Annotated in this window: 13 protein-coding genes; 4 read left to right on the top strand and 9 right to left on the bottom strand. The window is 64.6% G+C overall.

What is annotated here, in order from left to right; genetic code table 11:
* Positions 1-8 precede the first annotated feature (8 nt).
* The gene (locus NO357_RS09095; protein ID WP_306735322.1) at positions 9-674 is read right to left on the bottom strand and encodes an ABC transporter ATP-binding protein; all 666 of its coding nucleotides are present in this window, start codon (positions 672-674) and stop codon (positions 9-11) included.
* A 17-nt stretch (positions 675-691) separates the two neighbouring features.
* Positions 692-2,134 (bottom strand): KpsE/RkpR family capsule polysaccharide export protein, encoded by a 1,443-nt coding sequence (locus NO357_RS09100; protein WP_306735323.1) that lies wholly within the window; start codon positions 2,132-2,134, stop codon positions 692-694.
* Between the two features lie 97 nt (positions 2,135-2,231).
* Between NO357_RS09100 and NO357_RS09105 the strand changes: the two genes are divergently transcribed.
* Entirely contained in the window at positions 2,232-3,035 is an 804-nt protein-coding gene (locus NO357_RS09105) for an ABC transporter permease (RefSeq protein ID WP_306735324.1), read from the top strand.
* A 54-nt stretch (positions 3,036-3,089) separates the two neighbouring features.
* Here the strand turns inward: NO357_RS09105 and NO357_RS09110 are convergent, their stop codons facing one another.
* A complete protein-coding gene (locus tag NO357_RS09110) occupies positions 3,090-4,151 on the bottom strand; it encodes a DUF2793 domain-containing protein (protein WP_306735325.1) in 1,062 nt (353 codons plus the stop codon).
* Between the two features lie 173 nt (positions 4,152-4,324).
* Between NO357_RS09110 and NO357_RS09115 the strand changes: the two genes are divergently transcribed.
* Positions 4,325-5,179 carry an alpha/beta fold hydrolase gene (locus NO357_RS09115; RefSeq protein WP_306735326.1) on the top strand — a complete coding sequence of 285 codons (855 nt, stop codon included), beginning with the start codon at positions 4,325-4,327 and terminating at the stop codon, positions 5,177-5,179.
* 61 nt (positions 5,180-5,240) lie between these two features.
* Here the strand turns inward: NO357_RS09115 and NO357_RS09120 are convergent, their stop codons facing one another.
* The 3 genes from NO357_RS09120 to NO357_RS09130 form a co-directional block, all read right to left on the bottom strand.
* Positions 5,241-6,515 (bottom strand): ABC transporter permease, encoded by a 1,275-nt coding sequence (locus tag NO357_RS09120; RefSeq protein ID WP_306735327.1) that lies wholly within the window; start codon positions 6,513-6,515, stop codon positions 5,241-5,243.
* Entirely contained in the window at positions 6,512-7,318 is an 807-nt protein-coding gene (locus NO357_RS09125) for an ATP-binding cassette domain-containing protein (RefSeq protein WP_306735328.1), read from the bottom strand. Before NO357_RS09125 ends, NO357_RS09120 begins: the two co-directional genes overlap by 4 nt.
* 142 nt (positions 7,319-7,460) lie before the next feature.
* Positions 7,461-8,468, bottom strand: coding sequence for a taurine ABC transporter substrate-binding protein (locus tag NO357_RS09130; protein WP_376744362.1), 1,008 nt, complete (start codon positions 8,466-8,468; stop codon positions 7,461-7,463).
* A 363-nt stretch (positions 8,469-8,831) separates the two neighbouring features.
* Here NO357_RS09130 and cuyA point away from each other — a divergent pair, with 363 nt between their 5' ends.
* Both cuyA and hisD read left to right on the top strand, forming a co-directional pair.
* Positions 8,832-9,845, top strand: coding sequence for a D-cysteate sulfo-lyase (gene cuyA, locus NO357_RS09135; protein ID WP_306735329.1), 1,014 nt, complete (start codon positions 8,832-8,834; stop codon positions 9,843-9,845).
* A gap of 84 nt (positions 9,846-9,929) precedes the next feature.
* Positions 9,930-11,225, top strand: a complete 1,296-nt coding sequence (hisD, locus tag NO357_RS09140; protein ID WP_306735330.1) for a histidinol dehydrogenase — start codon at positions 9,930-9,932, stop codon at positions 11,223-11,225.
* A 121-nt stretch (positions 11,226-11,346) separates the two neighbouring features.
* Here hisD and NO357_RS09145 read toward each other — a convergent pair whose 3' ends face one another.
* The 3 genes from NO357_RS09145 to NO357_RS09155 are packed head-to-tail and all read right to left on the bottom strand — an operon-like array spanning position 11,347 to position 13,226.
* On the bottom strand, positions 11,347-11,898 hold the full coding sequence (locus NO357_RS09145) for a L,D-transpeptidase family protein (RefSeq protein ID WP_306735331.1): 552 nt from the start codon (positions 11,896-11,898) through the stop codon (positions 11,347-11,349).
* Positions 11,895-12,644 (bottom strand): HEAT repeat domain-containing protein, encoded by a 750-nt coding sequence (locus NO357_RS09150; protein ID WP_306735332.1) that lies wholly within the window; start codon positions 12,642-12,644, stop codon positions 11,895-11,897. The genes NO357_RS09145 and NO357_RS09150 overlap by 4 nt, the downstream gene beginning before the upstream one ends.
* 3 nt (positions 12,645-12,647) lie before the next feature.
* Positions 12,648-13,226 (bottom strand): NADase-type glycan-binding domain-containing protein, encoded by a 579-nt coding sequence (locus NO357_RS09155; protein WP_306735333.1) that lies wholly within the window; start codon positions 13,224-13,226, stop codon positions 12,648-12,650.
* Between the last annotated feature and the right edge of the window lie 3 nt (positions 13,227-13,229).

Consider the following 13,229-nt stretch of genomic DNA (forward strand, 5'->3'; position numbering starts at 1 on the left):
ATGTCCCGTCAGCCGCGCGCTTTCTGAAGGTTGTGTTCGTGATGTTCCAGCGCTGCATCGATGTCGTCGTACAACACCAGCCTGCCGTCTTCCAGCACGGCGCCCATGTCGCAGACGCGGCGGATCAGCACCGGGTTGTGGTTGACGACCACCGCCCCTGCCGATTTCAGGCGGGCGTTGAAAACCTGGGTGCTTTTTTCGCGGAAGGCGCCGTCGCCGACCGAGGTGACCTCGTCGACGAGGTAGGTGTCGAACGGGATGCCCATCGAGATGCCGAAGGAGAGCCGCGATTTCATGCCCGAGGAATAGGTGCGGATCGGCATGAAGAAATGTTCGCCAAGCTCGGCGAAGTCGCGGACGAACGCGACCAGTTCGTCGGTATCGACGCCGTAGATTCGGGCGACGAAGCGGGTGTTCTGCAGCCCGGTCAGCTCGCGGTGGAACGAGCCGGAAAAGCCCACCGGATAGGAGATCGTGCCGTCCGAAATCACCGCACCGGAACTTGGGTGGATGGTGCCGGATATGATCTTGAGGAGCGTGCTCTTGCCAGCGCCGTTGCGGCCGAGCAGGCCGACCGAGGCCCCGGTCGGAAAGGTGACGTTGACGTTGTCGAGCACCGTCTCGTAGCTATCCGCCAGTGGGAAGAACTTGGTGAGGTTCCTCAACTCGATCATCGGTCAGGCTCCCGGTCTCAGCGGCGGTCGCGGAGGCTGTAGTAGAGCAGGACGGCGATCGACCAGATCACGAAGAGCAGCAACCCGATCAGCCCGAGATTCTTGGCGCGTTCCGGGAACTCGGCGCTTTCGGCGAGGGTCGGTGGCACATGGGCGGCCAGGTAACGGCTCTGGCGCCGGGCCTCGGTGCGGGCGGCGTCATAGGCAGCGAGCGCCGAGACATAGGCCTCTTCGGCGAACTGGCGTTCGACCACAAGGCTCTCGAATTCGCCGACGATGTCGGCGAAAACATCGCCGCCTGTGGCTTCGGCGCCGATACCGAGCTTGCGCCGTTCGGCGTCGATGCGGTCCTCGATCACCGCTACCCGGCGCTGGGCCTGGAGGATCCGCGGGTCGTTCTCGCGGGTGGTCTCCTTGAGCAGGTCGACTTCGATCAGCGCCTCGGCAAGCTGTTGCTGAAGCGTGATCAGCAGGCCCATCTGGTTCTGGGTGTCGATCGTGGGGTCGACGATCTGGTTGCGGTTGCGGAATTCGGTGACGTCGCGGCGGGCGGTCTTGAGGCGCTCAACCGCGCCTTCGAGTTCGTCGCGGGCGTACTTGATCGCATCCTCGCGGGCAATGGCGGAAAGGTTGTTGATCATCTTCGAACATTCGTCGAGCAGGAACGCCGCGATGCGACGGGAATCCGCGGGGTCGAAAGACAGAATGCGCAGGTCGATCATGCCGGTGGCGCTGTCGTAGATGATTGAAACCTTGCGCTCCCAGTGCTTGAGCAGATCCTCGATCGAGCCGTTGGGATCGAAGGAGAAGACCGGATCCTCGCCGACCGGCACCCGCGACCAGATCGCCCGCAGGTCGACCGACTCGTCGGCTTTGCGCACCAGTTCCTGGCTGGTGAGATAGGCGAACAGGATGTCGGTGTCGGACGAGCTGGAACCCGACAGCTCGGTGATGCCGCCGAGAAGCTCGATCGCCGAGCTTTTCTCTTCGGTGCGGACCGAGAACCCGAGATAGGAGGCATACTGGTCGGCCGCGACGGCATAGAGATACCATGTGCAGATGGCGAGCGGCAGCAGCACGACCTGGACGAAGCTGAGCAGCACGAACCAGTGCCGCCGTCTTGGCCGACTGGCCGACGCCACCGGCGGCACCGGCAGTTCCGCCGCCGCCTTGGCCTTGTTGGCGGCGCCCTGGCCCTTTTTCATCTGCTGGTTGAGGCGGTTCTGCGGGCCCGGCTTGGCTTTGCCCGGGCCCTTGCCGCCGGCTTTCGCGCCGGGCCGGTTGGGGCCTTTCTGCCCCGCCTTGGCTCCGGGTTTAGCCTTGGCCACGGGGCGGTTCGGTGCGGGCTTCTCGGCGTCGGACGACGGCCCGATCCGGTCGCCCGGTCCGCGGCGGCTTGAGGAAAAAGACAAGCTTCTCCAGGCATCCGGATCGGAGCGTGTCTCGTCATCCATGCTCATGCCCTGCGTCTCTCCCGCTGCCAATGAAGGCTTTATTGCGCTTCATCAATACATTAGTGTCGCAATCGACGCCAGAGATAGAGCATTTCGAATCCCGATGGTAGCGCTTCCGCAGACACGCCCACGCCCCAGGCGCTTCCGCCTGCTGGCGCCGCGCGCCATCCTTGCGCTGATCCTGAGGGAAATGTCGACCACCTATGGGCGCTCGCCCGGGGGGTATCTCTGGGCCGTGCTCGAGCCCGCGGCAGGCATCGCGCTGTTGTCGATCATCTTTTCACTGGGGTTTCGCAGCCCGCCGCTCGGCAGCAATTTCGCCTTCTTCTATGCCGGCGGAATGCTGCCGCTTCTGATGTTCCGCGACATCACCGCCAAGCTGGGTCAGACCATCATTTTTTCCAGGCAACTGCTGGAATACCCACGGGTGACCTTTGCCGACGCGTTGCTGGCACGGCTGATCCTGGCAGTGCTGACTCAGATCATGGTGCATTTCGTCGTGTTGGCAACGATCATGTCGATCAGCGACGTCCACACCACGCTGGATTTCGGCAAGATGGTGGAGGCTTATGGCCTGCTGCTGGTCCTGTCGGCCGGGCTGGGGGTCTTCAACGGCTTTCTCGTCGTCGCGGTGCCCTTGTGGCAGACGGTCTGGGCGGTGCTGACGCGGCCGTTGTTCATCATCTCGTGTATCTTCTTCATCCTCGAGTCGGTGCCGCAACCTTATCGCGACATCCTGTGGTACAACCCGCTGGTGCATGTCGTGGGATTGATGCGGGACGGCTATTTCCCGTTCTATCGTCCGACCTATGTCACGCCGATGTACGTGATCATGTTCGGTGCCATTCCCGGCGTGCTCGGGCTGCTGCTGCTGAAACGCTATCACCGTGACCTGCTCGACCGGTAACCGGTCGTCGCAGGACGGGTCCGGCGGGCGCCGGTCCGCAACCGGCGCCGGCGATCAGCTGACAACCGCGCGGTCGGTGACGCGGCGCCAGTCGGAGCCGTCGGAAAACGCCAGCACCGCACCGCCGGTTTCGTCCGATACCCCGATGATCGCCCAAGGCATGGCCGAGGCCGCCGGCAGGGTGGCGACGGTATAGCCGGCGACCTGCACCGCCCCGGCGAGCACCAGGTTGCCGGAGGCACTTTCGAAGGTGGCCTGGGTGGCTTTGGCCGAAGGTGGCGAGCCCAGGCTTCCGGACTTGAAGACAAGGTTGGTGCCGCCGCCGAAGGACCATTCCAGACCGGTGCTGGAATTGCCCAGCACGAAATCGGGTCGGCCGTTATTGATGAATGTCGCGACAGTGCGGGCGCTTGCGGCGGTGCTGGTCTCTTCGATCTTAATGGCAGCGGTGCCGTCGCTGCGCTGGACATGCAGCGGGGTGTCGGGCGCGGTTCCGCCGATCCCGACAAAACCGGTGGCATTGTCGACGGCCAGGGCATCGGTCCAGGTGCTGCCGTCGGGCGAGACCTTGACCGACCAGCCGTTCGACCCCGCCAGCCCGACTTCGGCGTGGCCGGTCCATCCGCTCTGGAACAGCAGCGAGGCGGTGTCGGTGGCCGTGGCCTTGTTGACCTTGAGTTGGTGCCCGGCGCCGTCGTGGCTGAGCAGCGTGGCGTCGGCGCCGATCGACAGACGGTTGGTGGCGTCAGGAGTCGCGTTGACTCCGAGCTGGGCGAAGGTGGGCGAGGCCCAGCCGTTGTTTCGAAACACCATCAGCACGCCCGCGGTGCGATCCCACACGCGCCAGCCCTCGCGCGGGGTCAGGAAAACCCAGCCGCTTTCGATCGCGAGCGCGATGTCGCCGTCATGCCCGGCCCAGGCACCGGTGGCGCCGGTGCCGAGCCCCCAGCAGTCGCCGATTGCCGGAGTTGTCGGCGGCGTGGTCGCGCCCAGTTCGATCGCGACGAACTGGGCCAGCGCGTCGAGCGCCTGGAGCGCTTCGTTGTGGGTGACATGTTTCTGCGCCTGGGAGGGTTGCAGATAGGGCAGATCGAGATTGGGCGAGCGTTCCGGCATCGGGGCCTCCTGGGCGAGTGGAAAGATCGCGTGAACCCTAGGCGCGGCTTGGGCAACGAAAGATGAAGCGGGCGCACGAGGCGTTAGGGGGCTGTTAACCCGCCGGAGCGACGCGCCGGTCTTGTCGGGGCCGGTGCGCTTGTGCTTTTGTCGGGGTGAAAGGAGACCGGGCCATGAGAAATTCGCTGGTCGAAGCGCGGCAGGCGTTTTCAGCCGACTGGCCCGAGGCGACGCGGCAGGTGCAAGGCCGCCGCTGGGGGCTGATCCGGGCCGGCGACAGTGGTCCCGCGCTGGTGCTTTTGCCCGGCACGCTGGGCCGGGCGGATATCTTCTGGCAGCAGATCGCGGCGCTGCACGGCGAGGCGCGGATCCTGGCGCTGAGCTATCCCGGCGCGGGCAGCGTCGCTGAGTGGGCCGAGGATATCGCCGCGTTGATCGACGCGTTCGGGCTTGAGGGGGCGACGGTGCTGGGGTCGTCTTTGGGCGGCTACCTGGCGCAATACACCACCGCGCGGCATGGCGCGCTCTGCGGCGGGCTGGTGGCGGCGAACACGCTGCCGGATGCGGGCATCGTGACGGGTCTTCCGCCCTATGCGCTGGATCTCGATCATGTCGCGATCGACGTATTACGCGACGGGTTCCTCGCGGGACTGCAGAACTGGCTGGAGCCGGGGCACGCATATGCCGATTTGGCCGGGTTGCTGAGCGGCGAAGTGCATGGCCGCATTCCGGAAGACCAGATGCGAGCGCGGCTGAAGGCGCTGAAACACGCGCCGGCCTTGCCGGCACAGGTGTTGCCGCGTGACCGGATTTTCACGGTCGAAAGCGATGACGACCACCTGATCCCGCCACCGGTGCGGGTGGCATTGCGCACGGTTTTGCGCCCGGTGCGGGCCTATCGCTTCACCGCGGCGAGCCATTTTCCCTATGTCACGCGGCCGGCGGCCTATACCGCTCTGCTACGCGAGGTTTTGGGGCTGGCGCCGGTCGGAGCGGTCTGGCCGGAGGGGGGCGAAAGCCGGATGTGAGACGGCCGGGCGAAAGGGCCCGGCCGTGTGGTTGGGTGGTCTCAGCCGTGACGGTTTTTTGTCAGCTGCGGCCTTTCCACGGCACTAGCCAGCTTTCGGCCTTGCGCATCAGGATGTCGATACCGAAACCGATCACGCCGATCAGGATGATCCCCATCAGCACGATATCGGTGAGCTGGAACTTGGAGGCGACCATGATCATCATGCCGGCGCCCTTTTCGGCGGCGACCAGCTCGGCCGCGACCACGGTGCCCCAGCAGACCCCCATCGCCACCCGAGCACCGGTGAAGATGTCGGGCAGGGAGTTGGGCACGATGACGTGACGCATGATCTGCCATTTCGAGGCGCCGAGCGAATAGGCGGCGTGCACCTTGGAGATGTTGACCCCCGACACGCCGGAACGCGCGGCGATCGCCATGATCCAGAGCGCGGCGAGGAACAGCAGGATGATCTTGCCGGTCTCGCCAATGCCGGCCCAGATGATCACCAGCGGGATCAGCGCCAGCGGCGGCACCGGGCGCATGAATTCGACGATCGGGTCGAACCAGCCGCGGAACCAGTTAGAAAGCCCCATGGCGTAGCCGAGCGGGATGCCGACCAGGGCACCGAACAAGAAGCCGGCAATCACCCGGAAGAGCGAGTAGCCCAGATGCTCCCAGAGGGTGCTGTCGCGGTAACCTTCGCGGGCGATCTCGGTGACCCGGCTGACCACGGCCTCGGGCGGGGGCAGCCAGATCGGCTCCATCTGCAATCCCGAAGGCGGGGAGAAACTGATCGCGCCCTTGTCGGTCAGGGTGAAGCTGCCGGCGGGCGTCTTTGCCGGCTGGCCGGGCCCGATCGGCACGTCGTCGATGGCGACCACTTTGGCGCCGTCCTTGCGAGAGGTTTCGTCGTTGCGGTCGAACAGGATGGTGGTCGAGCGCGATGCGGTCATCGCCACGGCGTCATCCTTGGCGAACCCGTCGCCGGGCGGGACCTCGAATTTCTCGGTCCTTTCGCCGAAGCCGTAGACCTTGACATGCACGGTGGCGTCGTCACGGGCGCCGCCCGCGTCTTCGAGCGTGTAGGTGAACCTGGTGTCTCCGACGAAGGGCGCGGGGGCGTGCAGGAAGGACGGCAACCATTTCGACCCGGTGAAGGAGCCCCAGATCAGGAAGATCGTCACGATGGAGACGACCGAGGCGATGCGGTTCGAGGTGACCGCGCTTTCGTCGCCGAAGGTCACGGTTTTCAGCGAGGTGAAGTCATGCACCGTACGGTGCACGAGGAACCGCACCGCGAGGAACGACCCGACGAAAATCGCCACATAGACGAGTAGGATGATGAGCCCGGTCATTGTGCCGCCTCCGTGCGCCCCATGATTTCTTCTTCCATGTCCCAGATCATGGCGAGGATTTCCTCGCGCGTGCTGCCGTAATCGGGGTGTTTCTTGACCTCACGCAGATCGGCGCCGACGCCCATGTCGGCGAAGGGCAGGCGGTATTCCTTGTGGATGCGGCCGGGGCGGGGGGCCATGACCAGCAGGCGCTCACCGAGGAGAAGCGCCTCTTCGACCGAGTGGGTGATGAGGATGATGGTCTTGCCGGTTTCCTTCCACAGCTTGAGCACCAAGCCCTGCATCTTTTCACGGGTGAGCGCATCGAGCGCGCCCAGCGGTTCGTCCATCAGGATCACGTCGGGGTCGTTGGCGAGGCAGCGGGCGAGCGCCACGCGCTGCTGCATGCCGCCGCTGAGTTCGTAGATCGCCTTGTCTTTGAAATCGCCAAGGCCGGTGACATCGAGCAGGTGGTCGACATGTTCGGCATATTGCGCCCGCCTCTGGCCCTTCATGCGGGGGCCGAAGCTGACGTTGTCGCGCACGTTCATCCATTCGAACAACGCGCCCTGCTGGAAGACCATGCCGCGTTCGGCGTCCGGGCCCGCAACGGTATGGCCGTTCATCACGATCCGGCCCTCGGTGGGGGCGAGGAAGCCGGCGACGATGTTGAGAAGCGTGGTCTTGCCACAGCCCGAGGGGCCGAGCACGCTCATCAACTCACCTTCCTTGAGGTTCAGCGATACGTCCTTGAGCGCCTGGACCGAGCTGCCGTTGGGCAGGTCGAAACGCATTGAGATACTTTCGATGGACAGTCCCGACATGGCCGCCTTTCCAATTGTGCGGATGAACCTGGCCGCTCGTCCACCCTTCCGGGAAACTTCGCAAGCGCGCCTGACAGGGCGTGAAGAGCGGCGTCGGCTGAGGAGGAGTCGGCCCGGGCGTGACCCCGGGCCGCGTATGCGCTTACATGCCGCCGGCTGCCTGAAGCGGACCGGTGTTGACGGCATTCTCGTAGGTGTCGAGCGCGGCGTCGATGCTGCCGGCCTCGACGAACACATCTGCCACGCCCTTCATGAAGGTCTGGGCATTGCCGCCCAGCCAACCTGCGCTCAGCTGTTCCTCGACGGTCGGGAACTTGAAGGTCGCGATGGTGTCCATTGTCGCCTGTTCGTCCATGCCGGCGTCCTTGGCGATCAGCGGCAGCATCTCGGCGTGGTTGGCCTCGTCTGCCCACATCGCGTTGGCATCCGCCGTCACCTTGAGGAACTTGGCCACCAGATCACCGTTCTCGGCCACCCAGCCCGCCGGGCCGGAGGTGACGTCGAACACCAGGATGCCGAGCTCGGTCTTCTCGTCGCCGGTCAGCAGCACATTGCCATGTTCCAGCGCGCGACGCAGCGAACCGCCCCAGCCGCAGAACATGTCGACCGCGCCCTGGGCAATCGCGGCAGCGCCGTCGGGCGGATCCATGTCGACCACGTCCATGCTGGCGACATCGACGCCGAAATGGCTCATCTGCTTGAGGAAGCCGTAATGCGCCGCGGTGCCGAGCGGTACGGCGACCTTCTTGCCGGCGAGCTCGCCCGCGTTGGTCTTGTCGATTTCCAGCTCGGAACGGACGACGCAGTTGTCGTTGTCGGCATAGCTCACCGCCACGTCGAGGATCTGAAGGTCCTGGCCAGCCGAAGTGGCCACGACGAAGGGCGGCACGCCCTGGCTGACCGACAACTGCACGTCGCCCGACGCCATCGCCGCCGACATCTTCACGCCGCTCTCGAAGCTGACCCAGTTGACCTTGACTCCCAGCTCCTCGTCATAGGTGCCTTTCTGCTTGGCGTATTCGAAGGGCATCGGCCATTCGAGGAAATATGCGACGGTGATTTCGTCGGTCGCCATCGCCTGTGTGGCAGAGAATGCGGCGAGGCTGGTCGCGGTCGCGGCAAGAAGCCCCCTGAGTGTCGTTTTTGTCATGTTTGTCTCCCTGTTTGTCATTGATGCGGTGGTCTTTTGTGTACCCGGGAACCATGCCTGTTTGCCGGTTCTCTTGATAGGACCAACCCGACGTGCTGAATAAGGCCAGTCCTTGTCCCCGACCAGCGGGGGATTCCACCCTGAGACCGAGCCTGCAACAGCCGGATCGAAAAATCAAACCCGGACTGAAAAAGCTTGGCTTGTTCGGGTTTGCGGAAGGCGAGTTTCAGATTTTCCGCATAAAAAGCGTATGTTTAGCCGAATTCACCCGGACTATTCGATTATTTTTGACATTGTCGGGAAGCGGCGACAGGGTTGCCCGGAACAGGTTTTCCAGGTCCGCTCTTCCCGAGGTTATCCGCGATGCATCTTTCCCGTTTTCCCCGTCTGCATCTGGCCCATCTCCCGACGCCGCTCGAGCCCATGCCGAGGTTGTCGGAGGCATTGGGCACCGAGATCTGGATCAAGCGCGACGACTGCACCGGCATGTCCACCGGCGGCAACAAGACCCGCAAGCTCGAGTTCCTGATGGCCGAGGCCGAGGCGCAGGGCGCCGACATGGTGATGACCCAGGGCGCGACCCAGACCAACCACGGCCGCCAGACCGCCGCCTTCACCGCCAAGCTGGGGCTCGACTGTCACATCCTGCTGGAAGATCGCACCGGCTATGACGACGCCAACTACAACAGCAACGGCAACGTGCTGCTCGACCACCTGCACGGCGCCACCACCGAGAAATTCCCCGGCGGGCACGACATGGTCGCCGAGATGGAGAAAGCTGCCGAGAAGAAACGCGCCGAGGGGCGCAATGTGTATGTCATCCCCGGTGGCGGCTCGAACCCGACCGGCGCACTGGGATATGTGAACGCGGCCTTCGAGCTGATCGGTCAGGCCAATGACCGCTCGCTGAAATTTGACAGGATCGTCCACGCCACCGGATCGTCGGGCACGCAGGCCGGGCTGGTCACCGGCATGTGCGCGATGAATGCGCAGGTGCCGGTTCTTGGCATCGGCACCCGCGCGCCGCAACCCAAGCAGGAGCAGATGGTTTACGATCTGGCCTGCCGGACGGCGGAAAAGCTGGGCTGTGCCGGCGTGGTCAAACGCGAAGACGTGATGGCCAATACCGATTATGTCGGCGCGGGCTATGGCCTGCCGACCGACAGCGGTATCGAGGCGATCCGAATGTTTGCCGAGCTGGAAGGCATCCTTCTGGATCCGTGTTATTCGGCCAAGGGTGCGGCGGGGCTGATCGATCTGGCCCGCAAGGGCCAGTTCAAGGACGAGCGCGTCGTGTTCCTGCACACCGGCGGCGCGGCTGCTTTGGGTGGCTATGACTTCGCCTTCGACAACGCCAGCCGTTGGGTGCATTTTTGATGCGGCCCTTAGACGACAGCGCATGACCCATTGGCGCCGTACCCGGCCTGCCGGCGGCGCAGACCAGATATTGGACCCGAAGCGATGAGTGTGACCTATCTCAAACGTGCCGAACCGCGCCCGCCGGTGGAGAGCGCCGATCTCCGTGACGCGGTGTCCATCATGTTGGCGCGGATCGAACAGGAGGGCGAGGAGGCCGCCCGCTACTACGCCCGCCAGTTCGACCAGTGGGAAGGCGCGATCGTTCTGAGGGACAACGCGCGGGCCGAGGCAGCAGCGCGGGTGCCCGGGCCTCTGAAGGATGCGATCCGGTTTGCCTGGGACAACATCCGCCGGTTTGCCGAGGCGCAGAAGGCAACGCTGAACGAGTGCGAAGTCGAACTGATCCCGGGGCACTGGGCCGGGCAGAAGCAGATCCCGGTATCGGCGGCAGGCTGCTATGTGCCGGGCGGGCGCTATGCCCATGTCGCGAGCGCGCTGATGACGATAACCACCGCCCGGGTCGCCGGCGTCGGCCATATCACCGCCGCCTCGCCGCCGCGGCCGGGCCGCGGCATGCCCGACGCGATCGTTTATGCCATGGATCTTGCCGGAGTCGACACGATCCTCAATCTCGGCGGGGTGCAGGCGGTGGCGGCGATGGCCTTCGGTCTGTTCGGCACGGTGCCGGCGGATATCCTTGTCGGGCCCGGCAACAGTTTCGTGGCCGAGGCCAAGCGGCAACTGTTCGGGCGGGTCGGGATCGACATGTTCGCCGGGCCGACGGATTCGCTGGTGATCGCCGACGCAACGTCGGACCCGGAAGTCGTGGCATGGGACCTGGTGGGCCAGGCCGAACACGGGCCGGACAGCCCGGTCTGGCTGATCACCTCGGACCGTACGCTGGCCGACAGGGTGCTGGCGCTGGTCCCGGAACTGATCGAAACCCTGCCAGACACCAACGCTGCCGCGGCACGCATCTCCTGGGCCGAGCGCGGTGAGGTGATTCTGTGCGACAGCCGTCAAGAGATGGCCGAAATGGCCGATGCCTACGCCCCGGAGCATTTGCATGTGCAGGCCGCCGATCTCGACTGGTGGCTGGGGCGGCTAAGGGTTTATGGCTCGCTGTTTCTCGGTGAAGAAACCACCGTGCCGTTCGGCGACAAGACGTCGGGGCCGAACCACGTGCTGCCCACCAGCGGCGCGGCGCGCTATACCGGCGGGCTGTCAGTGCAGAAATTCACCAAGACGGTGACCTGGCAACGGACCGAGCGCGACGCCATGCGTGCGCTGGCGCGGGCAACGTCGAAGATCAGCCGGCTGGAGGGCATGTCGGGCCATGCCCGGTCGGCGGAAATCCGGCTGGAAAAATACTTCGGGGAACACGCGTTGCGGACGTGAAGCGGTTTGGGCCCGGACACGCCAGATCCGCGGTGGACTCAAACACCGGTCGCTTTTGGTCGGCGATTCCACTTCGGTGCATTCCTGTTTCGATCCCTCCTGAGGAAACGCCTGGCGCCGGTCAGGGCCGGATCTCGATCGCGGTGCCGTTCGGGACGGCCTGCCAGATCTCGTTGATTTCGGCATTCGTGACGGCGATGCAGCCGCTGGTCCAGTCGACTAACCTGTGAAACGGGCCAACCCACTCACGACCGTTCGGCAGGCCATGAACCATGATGTCACCGCCTGGAGAAACCCCGCGTCGGGCAGCGCTGAGCGAGTCCGAGGCGTTAGGGTAGGAAATGCGAAGTGACAGATGGAACTTGCTGCGCGGGTTCCGCGAGTCGATGACATATGTCCCTTCCGGCGTACGGTTGTCGCCTTCCTGAATCTTGGCTCCGACGGGCGCGCGACCAAGCGACACGCGGTATGACTTGATCACCTGACCATCGCGTAAGAGCGACAGCCGCCGGGCCGATTTCTCCACGACCACACGGTCGGCGACGAAACCCTTCGGCAACGGTTCCGCCGGCCAATAGACAAGGCCCGCCGTAACAACAAGGAAGATGATGACGACCGCTATGGCGACGCGCCGGAACCTTCGAACGCCGGGACGTCGGTCGCCCGCGCTCACGGAATGTCCTTCAGGAGCTCTTCAACGCGTTGCTTGAACACCTCGTCGGCGGGAAACTGAAGGGCGGCTTCGAGTGCAGGTCGGGCCGGTGCGCCGATCCTGCGCAGGCCCGATTGCGCCGCGGCCAGAACCTCCGGATCATCTTCCGGATAGAGACCTGTGACGAGAGTTTCCGCCGATGACGGGTCAGCGATCCGTGACAGAGCTTGGAAGACAGCCGGTCGCACCGACCAGATATGGGATTTGCTTTCGAGGAACCGGACATCGCGATCGTCGCCGAAGGCGGCCAGAGCCTCGATGGCCATGTGATCCATCCCGGCGAGATGCTCTTCGTTCAGATCGGCGATCTGCATCAGCAACGGAACCGACCGGCGGTCGCCGAGACTGCCGAGGAGCGGGATGGCACAAGCCCAGAACCCGCGCCGCTGCGACAGGTCCTGTTCGAGGATCGTCAAAAGCACCGGTACACTGTCGTGGTTTGCCGCACCTTGCAGCGCGCAAATGGCGTGCATACGCGTCGTGCCGGGTTGCGCATCGTCGGTGGCGAGTGTTTCAAGGGCGACACGGACGGTCTCCGACGTCCGGTTCGCGAGACGGTCGAGGACGTCGATACGCTGTTCCTCGTCAGGGGCATTGCGCAGCAGTTCGAGAAGGGCCGCGTCGTCTGTTTGGCTGTCGGCGCGACCGGCGGTCGTGGCAGCAAGCGCGAGGGCCGCGGCCAGGAGTGAGAGAAAAAATCGGTTCATGGTCTAACCCTCGTCAGGGGCCTGGCGTTGCTGAAACAACCACTCATCATACTCGAAGTCGGGCCCGATGAAGCCAAGGCAGGTGTCGTCGTAGCGCGTGCCGGGATAGACGCTGAGGATGCGCAGCCTGACCCATTGGTATTCGGCAGACCGGATCAGGGGAACCGGCAGCAGCCCCGGCTGGTCGGCGAGAACGAGCTGGGTGGGCGGGGTGCGGTCGGTCGTGATCTCGACCAGTTTCGGCCGCCCATTCTTGCGGAAGGTTTCGGGTGACTTGCCATATCCATTGGCGACGAGAAGTCGGCGGAAAGGGGCACCGTCGTCGATGAAAAGGGTAATCGTCTCGCCGATGCCCGGGCCACGTTCTCCTTCGCACCAGGCGGTGCGCGGGTTGCCGTCGGACAGGTTGCGCGGGCCGTAGCTGTTGCCCGCCTGTGGTGCGAGCGTGGAACTGACGCAGGTGTGAATGGCAAAGGCGAACTGGCCGCTACCCTGGGTGAAGCAGGTTTCCTCGGCTGTGGCGGGCGCGGGGGCAGAGAGAAGAACCGCGAACGCGATGCCTGCCAGTGAATTGAGGTGCATGAT

It is taken from the genome of Marimonas arenosa, from assembly GCF_030848945.1.
Classification (GTDB): Bacteria; Pseudomonadota; Alphaproteobacteria; order Rhodobacterales; family Rhodobacteraceae; genus Marimonas; species Marimonas arenosa.